The 18,434-nt window shown below is 46.0% G+C and carries 16 protein-coding genes, 1 tRNA gene and 1 rRNA gene; 4 read left to right on the plus strand and 14 right to left on the minus strand.

The genetic code is table 11. The features are described from left to right. From DP120_RS17840 to tilS, 12 genes are all read right to left on the minus strand, one after another. Positions 1–59, minus strand: a 16S ribosomal RNA gene (locus DP120_RS17840); the annotation flags it as partial. A 345-nt stretch (positions 60–404) separates the two neighbouring features. Continuing rightward, positions 405–1,889 (minus strand): lysine--tRNA ligase, encoded by a 1,485-nt coding sequence (gene lysS / locus DP120_RS17850; RefSeq protein ID WP_112224989.1) that lies wholly within the window; start codon positions 1,887–1,889, stop codon positions 405–407. 157 nt (positions 1,890–2,046) lie between these two features. Continuing rightward, entirely contained in the window at positions 2,047–2,532 is a 486-nt protein-coding gene (gene folK / locus DP120_RS17855) for a 2-amino-4-hydroxy-6-hydroxymethyldihydropteridine diphosphokinase (protein WP_112224990.1), read from the minus strand. Further along, positions 2,529–2,894, minus strand: coding sequence for a dihydroneopterin aldolase (folB, locus tag DP120_RS17860; RefSeq protein WP_112224991.1), 366 nt, complete (start codon positions 2,892–2,894; stop codon positions 2,529–2,531). Before folB ends, folK begins: the two co-directional genes overlap by 4 nt. Further along, entirely contained in the window at positions 2,894–3,706 is an 813-nt protein-coding gene (folP, locus tag DP120_RS17865; RefSeq protein WP_233786025.1) for a dihydropteroate synthase, read from the minus strand. The genes folB and folP overlap by 1 nt, the downstream gene beginning before the upstream one ends. Before the next feature lie 130 nt (positions 3,707–3,836). Continuing rightward, a complete protein-coding gene (cysK, locus tag DP120_RS17870; RefSeq protein WP_112224992.1) occupies positions 3,837–4,769 on the minus strand; it encodes a cysteine synthase A in 933 nt (310 codons plus the stop codon). Between the two features lie 100 nt (positions 4,770–4,869). After that, complete coding sequence (locus DP120_RS17875; RefSeq protein WP_112224993.1) at positions 4,870–5,814, minus strand: peptidyl-prolyl cis-trans isomerase; 945 nt, start codon at positions 5,812–5,814, stop codon at positions 4,870–4,872. Next, complete coding sequence (gene hslO, locus DP120_RS17880; protein ID WP_112224994.1) at positions 5,798–6,679, minus strand: Hsp33 family molecular chaperone HslO; 882 nt, start codon at positions 6,677–6,679, stop codon at positions 5,798–5,800. The genes DP120_RS17875 and hslO overlap by 17 nt, the downstream gene beginning before the upstream one ends. 18 nt (positions 6,680–6,697) lie before the next feature. Then, positions 6,698–7,465: a type III pantothenate kinase gene (locus DP120_RS17885; RefSeq protein ID WP_112224997.1), complete on the minus strand. Its 768-nt coding sequence runs from the start codon at positions 7,463–7,465 to the stop codon at positions 6,698–6,700. 115 nt (positions 7,466–7,580) lie between these two features. Then, a complete protein-coding gene (gene ftsH / locus DP120_RS17890; RefSeq protein ID WP_112224998.1) occupies positions 7,581–9,593 on the minus strand; it encodes an ATP-dependent zinc metalloprotease FtsH in 2,013 nt (670 codons plus the stop codon). 120 nt (positions 9,594–9,713) lie between these two features. Further along, a complete protein-coding gene (hpt, locus tag DP120_RS17895; RefSeq protein ID WP_112225000.1) occupies positions 9,714–10,265 on the minus strand; it encodes a hypoxanthine phosphoribosyltransferase in 552 nt (183 codons plus the stop codon). Between the two features lie 11 nt (positions 10,266–10,276). Next, on the minus strand, positions 10,277–11,689 hold the full coding sequence (tilS, locus tag DP120_RS17900; protein WP_112225002.1) for a tRNA lysidine(34) synthetase TilS: 1,413 nt from the start codon (positions 11,687–11,689) through the stop codon (positions 10,277–10,279). Between the two features lie 119 nt (positions 11,690–11,808). Between tilS and DP120_RS17905 the strand changes: the two genes are divergently transcribed. Beyond that, positions 11,809–11,882: transfer RNA gene (locus DP120_RS17905), tRNA-Met, on the plus strand. 185 nt (positions 11,883–12,067) lie between these two features. On the opposite strand, the gene DP120_RS17910 is transcribed toward DP120_RS17905, so the two are convergent. Both DP120_RS17910 and DP120_RS17915 read right to left on the minus strand, forming a co-directional pair. Further along, a complete protein-coding gene (locus tag DP120_RS17910) occupies positions 12,068–12,487 on the minus strand; it encodes a S1 domain-containing RNA-binding protein (protein WP_112225004.1) in 420 nt (139 codons plus the stop codon). Between the two features lie 139 nt (positions 12,488–12,626). Beyond that, positions 12,627–13,013, minus strand: a complete 387-nt coding sequence (locus DP120_RS17915) for an FtsB family cell division protein (protein ID WP_112225006.1) — start codon at positions 13,011–13,013, stop codon at positions 12,627–12,629. A 283-nt stretch (positions 13,014–13,296) separates the two neighbouring features. On the opposite strand from DP120_RS17915, the gene DP120_RS17920 reads away from it, so the two are divergent. The 3 genes from DP120_RS17920 to argF are packed head-to-tail and all read left to right on the plus strand — an operon-like array spanning position 13,297 to position 18,399. Further along, positions 13,297–14,367, plus strand: a complete 1,071-nt coding sequence (locus DP120_RS17920; RefSeq protein ID WP_112225008.1) for a carbamoyl phosphate synthase small subunit — start codon at positions 13,297–13,299, stop codon at positions 14,365–14,367. After that, the gene (gene carB / locus DP120_RS17925) at positions 14,360–17,452 is read left to right on the plus strand and encodes a carbamoyl-phosphate synthase (glutamine-hydrolyzing) large subunit (protein ID WP_112225010.1); all 3,093 of its coding nucleotides are present in this window, start codon (positions 14,360–14,362) and stop codon (positions 17,450–17,452) included. The genes DP120_RS17920 and carB overlap by 8 nt, the downstream gene beginning before the upstream one ends. Further along, positions 17,449–18,399 (plus strand): ornithine carbamoyltransferase, encoded by a 951-nt coding sequence (argF, locus tag DP120_RS17930; RefSeq protein WP_112225012.1) that lies wholly within the window; start codon positions 17,449–17,451, stop codon positions 18,397–18,399. Before carB ends, argF begins: the two co-directional genes overlap by 4 nt. Positions 18,400–18,434: the final 35 nt, after the last annotated feature.

An 18,434-nucleotide genomic window follows, 5' to 3' on the forward strand; every position in this document is an offset into this window, starting at 1 on the left:
TGCATGTATTAGGCACGCCGCCAGCGTTCGTCCTGAGCCAGGATCAAACTCTCCATTATAGAGTAGTTGATTGCTCACATACTTGCTGGCGCATCGCCTGTCCGAAGACAGCGCGATTCGCTTTGATCTGCACAAGTGCTGATCAGTAGATTGTTTGTTGACGTTTTGCTGTTCAGTTTTCAAGGTTCAAAATAATATCAATGCCGTCGTTTGTGACAGCGACTTTTCAATATTACCAGCTTCTTTTGACGATGTCAACAATAAAATTGCTTTATCTTTTCGAAGCCTGTGCGTGTATTAAAAACGCGACAAGAAATATTGTATCACTGCTTCAAAAAAAAGACAAGCGTTTTTTCAAAAAAGAAAAAGCCCAATTTAAAATGGGCTTTTCTTCTGAAAAACAGTTAGTCTCTAGGACGCATTTGCGGGAATAAAAGAACGTCTCTAATTGAAGCTGAATCAGTTAACAGCATAATTAATCTGTCGATTCCAATCCCTAAACCGCCGGTTGGAGGCATCCCATATTCAAGAGCCTCAATAAAATCTTCGTCCATTTCATGCGCTTCATCATTGCCTTCCGCTTTTTCTACAAGCTGGGCTTCGAAACGTTGACGCTGATCAATAGGATCGTTCAATTCGGTGAAAGCATTCGCATGCTCTCTACGTACAATAAATAATTCAAATCTGTCTGTGAAACGCTCATCTTCAGGGTTCTTTTTGGCAAGAGGAGAAATTTCAACCGGATGACCATAAACAAATGTAGGTTGAACTAGTTGTTCTTCCACTTTTTGTTCGAAGAATTCATTTAGGATATGACCTGTTTCCATAGTAGGCTTTATTTCAATGTTATGCTCTTTCGCTAAAGCTTGGGCTTCTTCTTTTGTCACCGGCTTCCAGAAATCCACACCTACGTATTCTTTAACGGCATCTGCCATGTGAAGACGTTTCCAGCCTGGAGCAAGATTGATCTCTTCTCCGTTGTAGCTGACAGTAGTTGTTCCCAATACTTCTTGAGCGACATGAGCTACTAAGTTTTCGGTAAGTTCCATTACATCATTATAGTCTGCATACGCTTCATATAGTTCCAGCATTGTAAATTCCGGGTTGTGACGAGTAGAGATTCCTTCATTGCGGAATACACGGCCAATTTCATAAACTTTTTCAAGTCCACCCACAATTAGGCGCTTCAAGTGCAGTTCTATTGCAATTCGAATATATAGTTCCATGTCCAACGCGTTGTGATGAGTTACGAATGGACGGGCTGCTGCTCCCCCGGCAATTGAATGCAGCATTGGCGTTTCCACCTCAAGAAAACCTAAGTTATCTAGATAGCGGCGCATTGACTGGATAATGCGGCTGCGGAGAATGAAGGTCTCTTTGCTGTCTTCACTTGTAATCAAATCCAGGTAGCGCTGACGGTAACGTTGTTCAACGTCTTTCAGTCCGTGGAATTTTTCCGGCAACGGACGCAAAGCTTTTGTTAAAAACTCTACTTCTTTCGCTTTTACAGATAGTTCACCTACGTTAGTTTTGAATACAGTACCCTTCACTCCGATAATGTCCCCCAAATCTGCTGTATTGAAGAAACTATATGCTTCTTCTCCTATAGCGTCTTTACGGACATATATCTGAATTTGGCCTTTTAAATCCTGTAGATGGGCAAATCCTGCTTTCCCTTTGCCTCGTTTTGTCATAATACGGCCGGCAATCACTACTTCGTGTCCAGCCTCTTCCAACTCTTCTTTGGAAAATTTATCGTATTGCTGTACTATTTCTTCTGATAAATGTGTTCGTTCGAAACGGGAGCCGAATGGATCCATTCCGCTATCACGTAAAGTTTGCAATTTTTGTCGTCTCACCAATATTTGATCATTTAACTCTTCTGACATTCCCTACACTCCTTTATTTATAAAAACCACGCTCGTTCGTGTATTTATCTATTGTACACAATTTCTCTTCTTCCTACATAAAAAAAAGCTGCCTAAAATTCAAGACAGCTGAATATCCTCTGCCGACTCAATATTTCTTACAGCTTTAAGTACTATTCTATTCTTCAAGCAAAAACGAATCGATGCTGTTATAAGTTTTCCATATCTCGATGCCTTCTCTTTGAGGTTCAATAAAATCCTGATCTGGGTCAAGTTCCAGCAACGGCACTAACACAAACGCGCGTTCATGCATTCGCGGATGTGGTATGACCAGCTTATCTGTTTCTAATTCATCTTGATTATAAAGCAGAATATCAAGGTCTATTGTCCGCGGGCCCCATCTTATTTCGCGTTTTCTATCTAATTTTCTTTCGATGCTCTGGCACACTTCAAGTAATTCAAATGCAGAAAGATCCGTTTGCAAATAAACAACCATATTCAAAAATGCATCCTGCTCTGTAAATCCTACGGGGTCCGTTTCATATAGAGAGGAAATTTTCATAATATCAATTGCCTGATGCTCTTTTAATAAGCGCACTGCCTCCCTGAGCATCCCGATACGGTCGCCCATATTGGAACCGAGTGACAAATAGCTTTTATTCATATGAATTCTCCTCTGGTGATATCGACCGCTACGGATTTGTAATGGCCAGGAATCGGCGGGTCGGGTTTGATCAATTGAATACGAATTCCTTTTACTAATGAAAAAGCGGAAAGTATCTCAGCAGCAAGGCTTTCCGCGACTGCTTCAAGAAGTTTTTTCGGATTACCTTCTATTACTGACTGGCATACATTGTAAACTTCGCCGTAATGCACGGTGTGCTCCAGGCCATCAGTTTCTCCCGCTTTCTTTAAATCCACAGCCAACGAAACCGTCAGGCGAAACCGTTGACCGAGCTTTGTTTCTTCAGGGAAAACTCCGTGGTAACCATAGAACTCCATTTCATTTAAATGAATATAATCCATTATTCTGCCCCCTTGTAAGTTACTTTGCCATTCAGAATATCCGTCATTTTTAAAGCACGCACTGTTTCTTTGACGTCATGAACGCGAACGATGCTGCATCCTTTGCTCGCCCCGTAGCATGCTGTAGCTAAGGAACCTTCCAGCCGCTCACTTACCGGAAGACCCAAAACCTTTCCGATCAATGATTTTCGCGAGGTCCCCAATAAAACCGGGTGCCCCATTCCGCAAAACGCCTCCAATAATTGCATCATCTCGATGTTCTGATATGTGTCTTTACCGAACCCAATGCCCGGATCAAGCCATATTTGCTCTCTTTTCACACCTGCCTCCAAAGCGATTTGAATACTTTCTTCCATATCGCTTTTCACTTCATTCCAGAAATCGGTATATAACGTATCGTTACGGTTATGCATCAAAATGATAGGCACTTGATGTTTGGCTGCAACCGCCGCTATCGCAGGATCGTATTTTGCTCCCCAAATATCATTGATAATATCGGCTCCCGCAGCGATTGCAGCTTCCGCCACTTCCGATTTGTATGTATCAATCGAAATCGGGATGTCCAGGTCGTCTTTCAATGCCTTAATCACAGGGACGACTCGGCTGATTTCCTCTTCGACAGAAATCTGTTTATGGCCTGGGCGAGTGGATTCTCCTCCAACATCAATGATATCAGCTCCATCCGTTATCATTGTACTTGCATGTTCGATGGCGTTTTCAACAAAATTGTACTTGCCGCCATCGGAAAACGAATCGGGAGTTACATTCAATATGCCCATCACCAGGGTTTTTCCATTAAAATCGATTTTCAAAACTGTCACCGTCCATTTCAATAAATCATCTTTTATATTTCCTGGGAAATATTATCTGTCATTATCTTAACGCGAATAATCGTTTTTATACCACAAAAAGAGGCATGCGTCAGCATGCCCCCTTAGTTTATCAGTTATTTTCTTCGAATTGATATAACGGAGTGCTCAGGTAGCGTTCGCCGTTGGACGGAAGAACTGCCAGCACTTTTTTGCCTTTTCCAAGGCGTTTCGCCAGCTGAAGCGCTGCGTAAACAGCAGCACCGGAAGAAACACCGCCCAAAATGCCTTCTTCACGGGCAACTTTTCGCGCCGTTTCGTAAGACTGTTCATTGGACACTTGAATTACTTCGTCGTAAATCTCGGTATTCAATACTTTCGGAACAAAGCCTGCTCCAATTCCCTGGATTTTATGCGGGCCTGGTTTGCCGCCCGATAGAACTGGTGAATCGGATGGTTCCACTGCTGCAATAAGGATATCCGGATAATTCTCTCTCAAGACTTGTCCGGCTCCCGTGATTGTACCACCGGTTCCGATGCCTGAAACAAAAGCATCCAGCTGGTCGCCCATCGCTTCCACGATTTCAGGACCCGTAGTCAGACGGTGAACTTCCGGATTCGCTTCATTATTAAATTGCTGAGGCATGAACCAATTGTTTTCGGCTGCCTGTTGCTCAGCCATCTTGATAGCGCCGTTCATTCCTTCCGCTCCCGGAGTCAGGATCAGTTCCGCCCCATAAGCACGCAGAAGATTGCGGCGTTCCGTGCTCATCGTATCCGGCATAACCAAAATCGCTTTATAGCCTTTTGCAGCTGCAATCATTGCCAAGCCGATGCCGGTATTTCCGCTTGTCGGTTCGATAATGACGTCGCCTTCTTTTAAGTCTCCTGATTTTTCAGCCGCTTCGATCATGGATAACGCAATGCGGTCTTTCACACTGCTGCCTGGGTTGAAGTACTCTAATTTCAAATAAACTTCTGCATCCTCTGCACCAGTCAGACGATTTAATTTGACGATAGGCGTTTGCCCAATCAATCCTGTAATATCATTTGCAATACGAGCCATTTTCAACACTCCTAATCCCTAGTAGTTTAATCGGCATTTCATGGATTCATCGTATCAATGTTTGTCCCTCACTGTCAAACAGCAGGATTGGCTTTTGGATTTATTCGCCGTAGAACCATTCGGTATCGAACTCCTGCCAGAAAGCTTCCGGAGTAACTGATTGCGGCAATTGTTCAAGAGCCAGCTCGCGGCTGATATGGCCTTCGACGTCTTTATATGTAAAAGTCTGGCCTTGTGCCTTGTCGGTTACTGTAATTACAGCCACCCGGCCATCCGCCATCGTCAGCGGCTCCGACCATTTATCCGTTTCAACTGAGGCGACGACATTCGCAATCGCTGCATCGACAGTGGACTGTCCGGGAACGACATAGCCGATGTCACCGCCGAGGCTGCCGGTTGCTGTATCGATTGAACGTTCCCGCGCCAACGCTTCGAACGAAGAGCCATTTTCAAGTTCTTCTATTACACCCTGTGCTTCTTCCGTTGACTGCAGCACAATCATCCGTGTTCTGTAGGAATCCGGGATATCGTAAAGAGCCTGGTTATCCTGATAGAAGGTTTCTATGGCAGCTTCTTCAATGACCACATCCTTCGTCAGCACTTTTTCAAGAATTAACTGAGCCTTCACTTTTTCGCGCATTCGTTCTTCATCGGCGGAATAAAGCGTTTTTTCACTGCCATCACGCGCTGAGCGCATCATCGCCAGTTCCAGGTCGACTTCTTTATCGCTTACTTTGATGTCATATTCTTTTGCCGCTGTTTCCATTACTTGGAGGTTAACAAGTTCAAGCAGGGTTTCGCGTCCATGCTGTTCTTCCATCGCGGCCATCCATTCCTGGCGGGTAATTTCTTTGCCGCTGACAGAAGCCACTTCCTCATTGCCGCCCGGATTGTTCGGTATCAGCCAGGCGATAAACCATAATAGATTCCCTGCGAATAAAATCAACAGCAGGATCATCAATGGTTTTGTTTTTAATCTTCTTCGGGGCTTGCCCGTGTCGCCCGGTGATGCGCCGGGCCGCCCGTTGTCACGACTGTAGCTCATCGATCATCGCTTCCAATTCTTCTTTTGAGTAGCTGTATGTTTCCAGACAGAAATGGCATTGCGTTTCAGCTTCGCCTTCTTCATTAATAATTTCCTGGATTTCCTCTGCACCGAGGCCCATAATTCCTTCAGCAAACCGTTCTTTGGAGCAATTGCATTCAAATTTCACCGGTATTTTGTTCAGGATTTCAACATTTCCTTCACCGAAAATTTCATCCAGAATCCCTTCCGGACTTAATCCGCGCTGAATCATTTTGGAAACAGGCTCAATATTGGACAATCGATTTTCCAATTTCGAAATCGTTTCTTCATCCGCGTTCGGCATTAACTGGACAATAAAACCGCCGGCTGCCAGAACCGTATTATCCGTATCTACCAATACGCCGAGGCCCACTGAAGAAGGAACTTGTTCAGACACTGCAAAATAATAAGTAAGATCTTCCGCTATCTCGCCGGAAACGATCGGGCTCTGTCCAGTGAAATAATCACGCATGCCGAGATCCTTGATGATTGATACCATGCCGTCTTTGCCGACTGCTCCGCCGACGTCCAATTTGCCCGCAGGACTAAGATCGAGATGCGTTTGCGGATTTCTCGCATAGCCACGGACACCGCCGCGCGCATTGCTGTCCACAAGAATCGCGCCAAGCGGCCCGCCTCCATCGATTTTCAACACGACTTTGTCATCGCCTTTCAACATTGCGCCGAACATCACACCGCCTGTCATTAAACGTCCTACTGCCGCTGTAGCAGTCGGCCACATCATATGTCTCTTTTGTGCTTCCCCTACAGTTTCGGTACTGTTTACCGCAAAAACCCGGACGCTGCCGCCAAAAGCAAGCCCGCGTACTAAATAATCTGCCATCCCAATCGCCCTTTCTTGTTACGCTTCATTTCGTTTATAAATTAAATAAAGTCCTTTTAATGTAAGGAACAGTTCCACTTTATCGATGAGTTTTGATTCAGCCGCTATCAATGGCGCCATTCCACCAGTCGCAATAACCGCAGGCGTTTCCCGGCTCTCTAGTTTCATCCTTGTGATGATGCCTTCCGCCTGCCCGACAAAGCCATAGACAATACCGGCTTGCATGGCAGAAACCGTGTTTTTTCCGATGATGCTGTCCGGACGGGTGATTTCTATACGCGGCAGTTTCGCTGCCCGGCTGTAAAGAGCTTCTGTCGATATTCCAATTCCCGGCGCAATCGCTCCGCCCATGTATTGATGGGCTTCATTGATATAACAATAAGTGGTGGCCGTACCGAAATCGACAATAATCAGCGGCCCGCCGTATTCGTGGATGGCCGCTACAGCATTTACGATCCGGTCTGCGCCGACTTCACGCGGATTGTCGTATTTGATGTTCAATCCGGTTTTCAATCCCGGTCCAACGATCAAAGGCTTAATGCCAAAATACTTCAAAGCCATACGCTCCAACGAAAACATGATCGGCGGCACTACCGATGACATGATGATGCCTCTGATGTTTTTGAATTCCAAGCCGACATCCTGCAGGAACGCTTTGATTTTCATACCATATTCATCTTCAGTTTTATGGCGGTCTGTTTCCATTCGCCAATGCTGGGTCAGTACATCCTGATCGTAAATACCCAAAGCGATATTGCTGTTGCCGATGTCCATTACTAGAATCATTATGCGGTCCCCATTTATCTGCAATTTTCCAAAATATCATACCATAGTTTCATAGGAAAGAAAAAAAGCTGGTGCCCTCTTCCATAACGGAATCGGACAGCCAGCTTTCAGCTTATTATTTACGGTCTTCCTGGATAGGATCTTTCACTTCTCCAGTGGATGGTTCTTCACTCGGAAGATCTCCAGCCGAAGGGTCGCTCGGAGCTCCTGTTACATCAGGAATTTCCGCGTCCTTTTCCAGTTCAACATCTTTATCTTCATATTCTCCGTTCAGCGCTTCATATGAACGCTCTGGAAGAGTACCGTGTTCCTTCAAATGCTGAATTTGAGCAGCATCCAATGTTTCAACTTCAAGCAATGTCTGCGCAAGCAATTCGAGAAGTTCTTTGTTTTTCGTAAGAATCTCTTTTGTGCGGATGTACTGCTCCTTGATGATACGTTGGATTTCCTGGTCAATTTCAAATGCGATGGCATCTGAATAATTCTGCTCTGAATTAAAATCGCGGCCAAGGAAAACATTTCCGCCTTGTGCCTGGCCGAATTGGATCGGCCCGATTTTATCACTCATTCCGTATTCCGTAACCATGCTGCGGGCGATTGCCGTTGCACGCTGGAAATCATTATGAGCGCCGGTTGAAACTTCACCGAAAGTCAGATCCTCGGCGACACGTCCGCCAAGCAAGCCAGCAATCTTATCAAGCAACTCCGGTTTCGTCATAAAGTAACGGTCTTCACGTGGCAGCATTACAGCGTATCCACCTGCTTGTCCGCGAGGAACGATAGTTACTTTATGGACAATATCAGCGTCATCCAGTACCAAGCCGATGACCGTATGGCCTGATTCATGGTAAGCGACGATATTGCGTTCTTTTTTCGAGATGACACGATTCTTTTTAGCAGGCCCCGCGATTACGCGGTCCGTTGCTTCATCGATATCGGACATATCAATTTTGAGTTTATTGCGGCGGGCTGCAACAAGTGCTGCCTCGTTCAATAAATTCTCCAAATCGGCGCCAGAGAAGCCTGGAGTACGTTGAGCGATAGCTTTCATATCCACGCTTTCGTCAAGCGGTTTGTTGCGTGCATGGACTTGCAATACTTCTTCGCGTCCTTTTACATCCGGGCGGCCAACTGTGATCTGGCGGTCAAAACGGCCAGGGCGTAGAAGTGCCGGATCCAGAATGTCCGGACGGTTTGTTGCAGCAATAATGATGATTCCTTCATTCGCGCCGAAACCATCCATTTCAACCAATAACTGGTTCAATGTTTGTTCACGTTCATCATGTCCGCCGCCGAGGCCTGCGCCACGTTGGCGTCCGACTGCATCAATTTCATCGATGAAAATAATACATGGTGCATTTTTCTTGGCGTTTTCGAACAGGTCACGAACACGTGATGCCCCGACCCCTACGAACATTTCCACGAAATCCGAACCACTGATTGAGAAGAACGGCGTTCCCGCTTCTCCTGCAACCGCACGGGCCAGCAAGGTTTTACCGGTACCCGGAGGTCCGACTAACAAAATCCCTTTTGGAATACGGGCGCCGATATCGGCAAATCTGCGTGGATCTTTCAGGAAGTCGACCACTTCGACCAATTCCTGTTTCTCTTCGTCCGCTCCCGCTACATCGTTGAAGCGCACTTTCTGCTTCTGATCGTCATACAGCTTCGCTTTACTTTTGCCGAAGTTCATCACACGGCCGCCTCCGCCGCCTTGTGACTGATTTAGCAAGAAGAAGAAAAGGATGAAGATGATGATGAAGGGAATTATGCCTGTGAAGAACTGGACCCAGCCGCTTGTTTGCGGAGCTTCCAGATAATCGATTTCAGCACCATCAGCTCGTGCAACGTCATCGATCTGGTTCATCAAAGCTTCATTTTCAAGAGGGATATTCGTGACGAATGACTCGTCTTCCTCATAACCATCCATTGTTCCTGTTACTTCATAAACCATCGACGTAGGCTGTATCGTCACTGTGTCGATTTCTCCATTTTCCAAAGCCTGCAAAAATTCGTTATATCCTATATCTTCAGTTGGTTGGCCACTATTGTTAAATGTCCCCAGAATCCCGATAATAACTAGGAAAATCAGTAAATAAAATATGGTGTATCGAAATATCCGATTCATCCCGAGCCTCCTCACAAAGTTTCCCAAAACTATACTAAATACTAACATAGGAACATTTAAGCATACAACGATAAGCACTCGCCTGACGGGGTAATTTGACAGACTGTGAACTACTTATGTCTATTCCTGTTCTTCGCTATAAACCTCTGGCTTAAGAATCCCGATATAAGGCAAGTTGCGGTATTTTTCCGCAAAATCAAGGCCGTAGCCGACGACGAATGCGTCAGGAACTTCAAAGCCGATATAATCTGCTTTCAAATCCACTTTCCGCCCAGTTGGCTTGTCGAGCAAAGTAACAATTTTGATCGAGTTCGCTTTCCGGTATTTAAAGAGGTCCACTAAATAGCTGAGCGTCAGGCCGCTGTCGATGATATCTTCGATGATCAGCAAATCGCGCCCTTCCACACTGGCATTCAGGTCTTTAATGATTTTTACTTCCCCTGAAGAAACCGTGGCATTGCCGTAACTCGAAACATCCATGAAATCCATTTCAACATAGCCGTCAAAACGTTTCATCAAATCTCCCATAAATGGCATTGCACCTTTCAACACACCGATTGCCAAAGGATACTTATCCTTGTAATCATTGGTTAAGGTTTCTCCGAGTTCACGGGCTTTTTCCTGAAGCCGTTCCTCTGAGATCAAGATTTCTTCGATGTCTTTCTGTAACATAAGTGGGCCTCCTATAATTCGCTTTCGCGATCTTCACATTTTTGTTCCATAAGCACCCAGTTGTCCTGCGGGCGCGGGAAACGGCTGATATGCAGTGACGGGCGCAAGCCCGGCACCAGTAAAACTTCGCCATTGCTGCCTGTGATGACGGGCCATTCCTTCCTCAAAGGGGAAGGAACTTTCTCGTCAATCATCAGCCTGGCCACTTTTTTTGAATGGTCCATTCCAGGCAGTTTAATGCGATCACCCGGCAGCCTGCTGCGAATTTGCAGCTGCGGCTCGGCTGTTTCCGAGAAATACCAAGCAACAGCATCTTCCTGTTCTTCGAAATGCTGCATAGAAATCAGTTTATAACGAAAATTATTTACCGCTCCAGACCATTCACCGGTAATCAATGAATTGAATTCTTCCGGAGCCGCTTCCAACTCTCGACGACTGAATAAAACATGATCATATTGACGAATCATCATATAATTTTGCGGCAAATGCAAAAAAATGGTACCAGAAGAACTCTGCATCATTTCCTGCACCTGTTCGGCAAGTTGTCTTGTGACTATTACTTGCTCGCCACTATATAGATAGTTTAATAGTAGTAGAACCATTCTTTTTTGTAAAGCAGATGCATGGGTTCTGAATCTTTCGGCTGACAATCTGATTTCCTCGTCTGTGGACGAAAGAAGCAAATCCAACTTCTCCTTGGCCAATTCCACAAGAAATTTTTGATCATCCTGCAGGCTTTCAGAGAGTTCTACAAACTGTTTCGATACGTCAGCGTTTTCTTTCTTTAATTCGGGTACTACATTTTTCCGGATTCTGTTCCGGGTATAAATATTTTCTGCGTTGCTCGGGTCTTCCCTGAAAGGGATGTCATTGTCTTGCGCATAAACGGTGATTTCCTGTTTTGTCACAGCCAACTGGGGACGGACAAGCTGGCCTTTGCCGAACGGACGGCTCGAGGGCATCCCGAAAGCTCCGGACTGAAGCGTCCCTCGCAACCCGGACATCAGAATAGTTTCGAGCTGGTCATCTGCATGATGGGCAGTTGCCAACTTGGTGGCACCCCTCTGTTCCATCACTTCCTCGAAATAGCTGTAGCGTTCCTGGCGGCATACTTGCTGTTTATTGCCGCCGGCTGCTTCTAAAATAGAGGGAATGGGAATGTCGCGGCTGTGGCAGGGGATATCCCATTGACTGCAGATGTTTTTTGTAAACAGCCGGTCTTTGACGGATTCATCGCCGCGCAGCATATGATTGACGTGAACCGCTTCAACAGTGATTCCAAGTGTTGTTTCGCAAGACTTCAAATAATGCAGCAGCACCATCGAATCGATTCCTCCCGAACAGCCAAGAAGCACGCGATCCCCTGATTCGAGGAGTTTATACTTTGTTATATACTCAGCCATCTGCTCGTGGAAACTCTTCATATCAATCACCCCCTGGTCTTGTGGTGCATTCTCTTGTTTTACTGGAATAAAGTTTTTTGTAAATCGCGGTTGACTTGTTGCCATTTCGATAGTATGATATGAAATGTCCGTTTCACCAAGGCGGCGTAGCTCAGCTGGCTAGAGCGTACGGTTCATACCCGTGAGGTCGGGGGTTCGATCCCCTCTGCCGCCATCTTATAGAAATAAGCGTCCCTTTCGCAGGGACGCTTATTTTTTTTGCCTTGCTGCCAGAAAAGTATCAATCTACACTGGAAAATTTGTTAGAAAAAAACGCTTCCCAGTTTGAGAAGCGTTCCATTATCACTATGGTTCAGCTGCGCTGAAGCATCTTTCCATGCCATTAAAACAGCTAGCAAGTTAGCCTCTTTTTGAGCCTCGGCCACCGCGCTTGGATTCTGTAGCGCGTTTCAACGTCGTCATATTCTCTTCGCTGTCTTTAAGGAACTTCGCCATTTTTGTTTCAAAGTTCTCTTTAGGCGCGCGGTCAAACGAACGGTTGCTTGGACGTGGGCGTTGTGGACGATCTGTTGCGCCAGCTGGCTGTGGTTTTGCTTTGCGAATGGAAAGGCCGATTTTACCGTCAGCTTCCACATTCATTACTTTAACTTCCACCATTTCCCCAACTTTTAAATGATCATTGATGTCTTTTACATAGTTGTCGGCGACTTCACTAATATGCACGAGGCCTGTTGCACCAGTTGGAAGCTGAACGAACGCTCCAAAATTTGTAATACCTGTAACTTTACCTTCTAACTTGCTGCCTACTTCAATCGACATAAAAAAAATGCTCCTCCTTAAAAATTAAGATGGCTGTTAAAAGCCATATAGTTAATATCCTAGGGTTTTATCCCTACTTTTTATTATAACCATGAAAAAAAGAGTGTCAACCGACGACTCTTTTTCTCACGTTTTTTCTTCACTTTTCCGGTAATGTAAAGATAATTTCGCCCTGTTCAGATACAAACAGTTCTTTTTTGGCCAGTTTTGCCAAATATTCATCATCATTCAACAGGATAATCTGCTCTTCCAGTTGCGCCTGCTCTTTTTTGACTTCCTTAAGTGCAAGCTGTGCTTCTTCCCGCAATTGCTCTTTTTCGGCCATTGTCTGCGATTGTGCATAGATGGTGGTACCGATCCAGACGGTTGCCAGCAAAACAACCAAGCCGAAGACAGCAAGTCTTCTGAACAACCGTACTTTATGGGCCATCTGCCTTTTTTCTTTCCGTTCCACCGAGCGGACATAGTCATTCCGTATTGAAGCGACATCCGGAGCAGCGGTGGTTTTCTCTCTCTTCAAACTCATGACTTGTTTCCCCCTTTGCTTACGTTGTTGCCATTATACATGAAAACCCTTGCTTTTATAAGGGTTTTTTTTATTTTCTTCCCAACCAGTGTGACTTTTCCTTTTTAAATTTATATTTCTTTTTTATTAATTAATAAAAATACTATTGACTTAATATTTATGCATACTTTATTATGAGATACTATACCTTAAACCTATTAATTATATGCATTTTATCTTTTCATTACATTTTCCAATTTAATAAATATACATTTTTACTGAATAATCAAAGGAGGCAGAGAAAATGGAGGGATTGTTGTCGTTAGCGAATGGTGCTTCGTTTAAAGGGGATTGGAATGGAAATCTCGGAGCTGTTCAAGGAGAGATTGTATTTTTCACCGGAATGACCGGATACGAAGAGGTGTTGACCGACCCGTCCTATAAGGGCCAAATCATTGTATTTTCTTATCCATTAATCGGCCAATATGGCGTTAAAGCCAGTCATCTTCAATCAGAGAAGATTCAAGCAGCAGGTATTGTAGTAGCTGAGTTATATAACGGGCCTGTCGAAAAAGGGGCAATGACGCTTGGCCGTTTCTTGGAAAATGCACAAGTGCCTGTATTAAGCGGTGTTGATACCCGCTCTGTTATTCAGTCCTTGCGCGATTTTGGCACTATGCAGTCACATATTGGGTCTTCTCTTTCCGGAATCGTCCAATGGTCAGCCGTGCAGACTGATTTCTTTTCAGATGCTGACAATCATGCGGAAATCGTGACATTCGGTGAAGGAGAAATCCATATCGGCTTGATTGATTTCCATTACAAATCTTCCATTCTCGCTGAATTGCTCAAGCGACAATGCAAAGTCAGTGTCATTCCATATACAATATCGACCGAACGATTGGATCTTCTTCAGCTTGATGGTCTATTATTCTCGAATGGACCGGGGGACCCCGCCGCATTGTCTCCTCGTTTTCCTGTTTACCGGGACTGGGCAGAGCGGTATCCGGCCTTCGGCATCTGCCTTGGACATCAAGTTCTTGCGTCAGCTTTCGGAGCAAAGACAACAAAGCTGCTGTTCGGTCATCGCGGGGCCAACCATCCTGTGGTAAACCTGAAAACGCTGCGCGTCGCAATGAGTTCCCAGAATCACAGTTACGTAGTGGAGGACACCAGCATCAAAGAAACGCCGTTTTCCATTCTCTATAGAAATGTCAATGACGGAAGCATTGAAGGGCTTTTCCACCCGGAGCTTCCGATTATGACCGTACAATTCCATCCGGAAGCGGCGCCGGGCCCCGCTGATCATCTTGAATTGTTCAGCCAGTTCCTATCCACTGTACAACAGAAAAAGAAGGTGAAAATGCATGCCTAAAAATAATGATATAAAGAAAGTACTCGTCATAGGTTCCGGAGCCATCGTCATCGGCCAGGCCGCTGAATTTGATTATTCAGGCACACAAGCCTGCCTGGCATTGAAAGAAGAAGGCGTTACCGTAATTCTCGTCAACAACAATCCAGCAACAATCATGACGGATAAATCCGTTTCAGATAAGGTTTACTTTGAAGCTTTGAACATGGAAAGTCTGGTTGCCATTATTGAAGCAGAACGTCCCGATGGTCTGCTCGCAACTGTAGGCGGGCAAACAGGGCTGAATTTGGCAATGGCATTATCAGATGCAGGGATTCTTGCAAAATTCGGCATAAAACTCCTTGGCACCAATATTGATTCCATCAAACAAGCGGAAGACCGGGAGCAATTCCGTGCCTTGATGAATAAACTGGATGAACCTGTGCCGCACAGCGATATTGTTTATTCAGTTGAGGATGCACTGGAATTTGCTGATCAAATCGGCTATCCGCTCATCGTTCGCCCCGCTTATACACTCGGTGGCTTCGGAGGCGGCATTGCAAAAGATGAAACAGCCTATATCACGCTCGTCGGACAAGGGCTAAGTGCAAGTCCCATCCAGCAATGCCTCGTAGAGAAAAGCATTGCCGGCTATAAGGAAATCGAATACGAAGTAATGCGCGATGCCGACGGCACATGCATCACGGTTTGTAATATGGAAAATCTGGATCCAGTGGGCGTACATACCGGTGACTCGATCGTTGCAGCCCCAAGCCAGACAATCAACGACCGGGATTACCACATGCTGCGGAGTGCATCCATCAAGATTATCGAAGCACTTGGGATTATCGGTGCCTGTAATGTTCAATTCGCGCTTCATCCGGAAACGTCGGCATATTATTTAATCGAAGTAAATCCGCGAGTCAGCCGCTCGTCGGCGCTTGCCTCCAAAGCAACCGGCTACCCGATCGCCAAAATCGCCGCCAAGCTCGCACTCGGCTATTCGCTTTCCGAATTGAAAAACCCGGTGACTGGCACCACGTTCGCCAGTTTTGAACCGGCACTTGATTATGTAGCTGTAAAATTGCCGCGTTGGCCGTTCGATCAATTCCAGGATGCCAATCGACTGCTCGGAACTCAGATGAAAGCAACCGGCGAAGTCATGGCGATTGAACGAAGCATGGAAGCGGCACTCCAGAAGGCGATCCGCTCGCTCGATATGACGCTTGATGGCTTTCGCCTTCCCGCACTTTCCACTATGCCGATGGACCAACTTGAAACACTGGCGATTGAAGCGGATGACCGGCGCCTCTTCGTGCTTTTCGAATTGCTGATACGCAACAAGAGCATCGATTCGCTGCAGCAATCGACCGGCATCGCACCGTATTTCCTGTATGTACTGAAGCGGATTGTCGACGAGTGGAATAAATTATCATCCTTATCCTGGTTTGGCATGACGTATGAGCGCCTCCAGCAGGCAAAGATGCTTGGATTCAGCGATCAGCATCTCGCCAAAATGTGGGGGATTTCCGCTTCAGAAATCTGGGGACAACGGAAATGCTGGAATCTGTTTCCCGCCTACCGCGTTATTGATACCTGTGCAGCAGAATTTCGTTCCCAGACAAATTACTATTATTCCACCTGGAACGGCGTTTCTGACTTGCGCCAGGCAAACAGCAAAAAAGTGGCAGTAATTGGATCCGGTCCGATTCGGATAGGCCAGGGTATTGAGTTCGATTATTGCTGCGTCCATAGTGTAAAGGCGCTTCAGAAGCTAGGCTACGAAGCAGTGATGATCAACAACAACCCTGAAACGGTGAGCACCGATTACGAAGTTGCCGATGCGCTATATTTTGAACCGTTGACTGCGGAAGACATTCTCAATGTACTCGATTTCGAAGGTATTTCTGATGTCATTATCCAGTTCGGCGGCCAGACATCACTCAACGTTGCAGGAGCGCTTGAAGAAGCGGGCATCACCGTGCTCGGCTCTTCGGTCGATTTACTGGACCAGATGGAAGACCGTGACCGATTTTATTCGTTCCTCAAGTCGATAGGTCTACCTGTGATTCCGAGTTTCACAGCGGAAACACCGACAGAGATTCCGCAATTTGCGGAAACGCTCGGCTATCCGGTGCTGCTGCGCCCGTCTTATGTAATCGGCGGCAAAGGCATGATAGTACTGTCTAACAAGCAAGAGCTTGAAGACTGGCTTGCGAAGACAGAAGCAGTATTCCCGGTTCTTGTCGATCATTTCATCACCGGCAAGGAAGTGGAGGCGGATATTCTGACCGACGGTGAAAATTCATGGATACCAGCAATCTTTGAACATATTGAAGGAACCGGCGTCCATTCAGGGGACAGCATATCCATTACTCCGCCCGTCTCACTGACAAACGCTGAACGGGAGGAACTTGCCGTAACCGCCAAGCATATTGCCCGGAACATGAATTACACCGGCTTGTTCAATATTCAATTTGTTTATGAAGAAGGGCAGCTGTTTGTCATGGAAATCAATCCCCGGGCTTCGCGCACTGCTCCAATCAGTTCAAAAGTGACCGACGTACCTCTTGTGCAGCTGGCCACAGCTCTTTTGACCGGTGTGCCTTATGAAGAACTGGATATAGCCGGCCTGTATAACGGCCAACCTGAATATACCGTCAAAGCGCCGGTATTCTCGCATATTAAGCTGCCAGGCCTGTCCCCTCTCCTGTCACCTGAAATGATGTCGACAGGTGAAGTGATTGGTCAAGATACCGACCCCGCCGTCGCAATGCATAAAGCATTGAGCGGAGCTTCTCTGCAACTGGCTGACCTGACGGAAGGGGGCAGTATTTTCATTACTGAAAAATCCCTGCCGCTCCTCGAAACCGGTTTTTGGGAAAAGCATGGTTTCACCGTCTATACAGAAACATTATTGCCCTTTACCGAATGGATGATGACTGCATCCAAAAAAGCTTATATCGATTTGACCCCGGCCCCCGATAAAGTTCAAGCGTCCCAAGCTGCCGTCCATCGTGTGCATGTATGGACACGCGCAGAAACAATCAACGCATTCAAAGAATCTGTAAAACTTATGAAAAACCAAAAAGGAGTGCTTGTAAAATGACCCTGACGATGCCGTATGCCCCGCAAATTGTTCAAAATCACTTATTGTCACTGAAAGATTACAGCCCTTCGGAGATTCTGGAACTGCTGGCTTTGGCTGCAGAACTGAAAAAGCCGGAGAACAAACATTTGCCGCTGCTGCAAGGGAAAGTTCTCGGCATGATTTTTGAGAAATCTTCCACCCGTACACGAGTATCCTTTGAAGCCGGCATGCTGCAGCTTGGCGGACACGCCATATACCTGAGCACGCGTGACATTCAAATGGGGCGCGGTGAGACCATCGCTGACACAGCGCAAGTCCTGTCCGGCTATCTGGATGGCATCATGATACGGACTTTTGACCAGGCGACTGTCGAGGAACTTGCTGACAATAGCAGTGTACCGGTTATCAATGGGTTGACCGACGACTTTCATCCGTGTCAGGTGCTCGCAGATTTATTGACGATCCAAGAACATTTCGGCACTTTTAAAGGGAAAAAGCTGACTTATATCGGCGATGGCAATAATATGTCTAATTCTTTGATGATCGGTGCTGCAAAAGTCGGGATGGACATTACCGTTGCTTGTCCTCCTGCATATGCGCCGAAACCGGAAATGATTGAATTGGCGAAAAGTATTGCTGTCCATACGGGTTCCAATATCCAGGTGACTGCAAACGTGGTGGAAGCCGCAACCGGCAGCGACATCATCTACACTGACGTTTGGGCAAGCATGGGGCAGGAAGCGGAAGCACTTGAACGAATGAAGCATTTCCAAGGCTTCCAAGTCAATGAACAACTTGTTCAGCATGCTAATTCAAATTATATTTTCATGCACTGCTTGCCTGCCCACCGGGAGGAAGAAGTATCTACAGAAGTCTTGGAAGGTCCCAACTCCGTGGTGTTCCAAGAAGCAGAAAACCGGCTGCATGCGCAAAAAGCATTGTTGTTTGCACTGATGGCCAAGTGAGCATGCACTATACGTGATCCATCAAAGTATAAGTT

Source organism: Planococcus halotolerans (assembly GCF_003289955.1).
GTDB classification, from domain to species: domain Bacteria; phylum Bacillota; class Bacilli; order Bacillales_A; family Planococcaceae; genus Planococcus; species Planococcus halotolerans.

Coding starts and splice junctions, on each gene's coding strand:
- lysS (WP_112224989.1), bottom strand. CDS start 1,889: ATGTCAGAAGAGTTAAATGATCAAATATTGGTGAGACGACAAAAATTG.
- folK (WP_112224990.1), bottom strand. CDS start 2,532: ATGAATAAAAGCTATTTGTCACTCGGTTCCAATATGGGCGACCGTATC.
- folB (WP_112224991.1), bottom strand. CDS start 2,894: ATGGATTATATTCATTTAAATGAAATGGAGTTCTATGGTTACCACGGA.
- cysK (WP_112224992.1), bottom strand. CDS start 4,769: ATGGCTCGTATTGCAAATGATATTACAGGATTGATTGGGCAAACGCCT.
- DP120_RS17875 (WP_112224993.1), bottom strand. CDS start 5,814: ATGAGCTACAGTCGTGACAACGGGCGGCCCGGCGCATCACCGGGCGAC.
- hslO (WP_112224994.1), bottom strand. CDS start 6,679: ATGGCAGATTATTTAGTACGCGGGCTTGCTTTTGGCGGCAGCGTCCGG.
- DP120_RS17885 (WP_112224997.1), bottom strand. CDS start 7,465: ATGATTCTAGTAATGGACATCGGCAACAGCAATATCGCTTTGGGTATT.
- ftsH (WP_112224998.1), bottom strand. CDS start 9,593: ATGAATCGGATATTTCGATACACCATATTTTATTTACTGATTTTCCTA.
- hpt (WP_112225000.1), bottom strand. CDS start 10,265: ATGTTACAGAAAGACATCGAAGAAATCTTGATCTCAGAGGAACGGCTT.
- tilS (WP_112225002.1), bottom strand. CDS start 11,689: ATGAAGAGTTTCCACGAGCAGATGGCTGAGTATATAACAAAGTATAAA.
- DP120_RS17910 (WP_112225004.1), bottom strand. CDS start 12,487: ATGTCGATTGAAGTAGGCAGCAAGTTAGAAGGTAAAGTTACAGGTATT.
- DP120_RS17915 (WP_112225006.1), bottom strand. CDS start 13,013: ATGAGTTTGAAGAGAGAGAAAACCACCGCTGCTCCGGATGTCGCTTCA.
- DP120_RS17920 (WP_112225008.1), top strand. CDS start 13,297: ATGGAGGGATTGTTGTCGTTAGCGAATGGTGCTTCGTTTAAAGGGGAT.
- carB (WP_112225010.1), top strand. CDS start 14,360: ATGCCTAAAAATAATGATATAAAGAAAGTACTCGTCATAGGTTCCGGA.
- argF (WP_112225012.1), top strand. CDS start 17,449: ATGACCCTGACGATGCCGTATGCCCCGCAAATTGTTCAAAATCACTTA.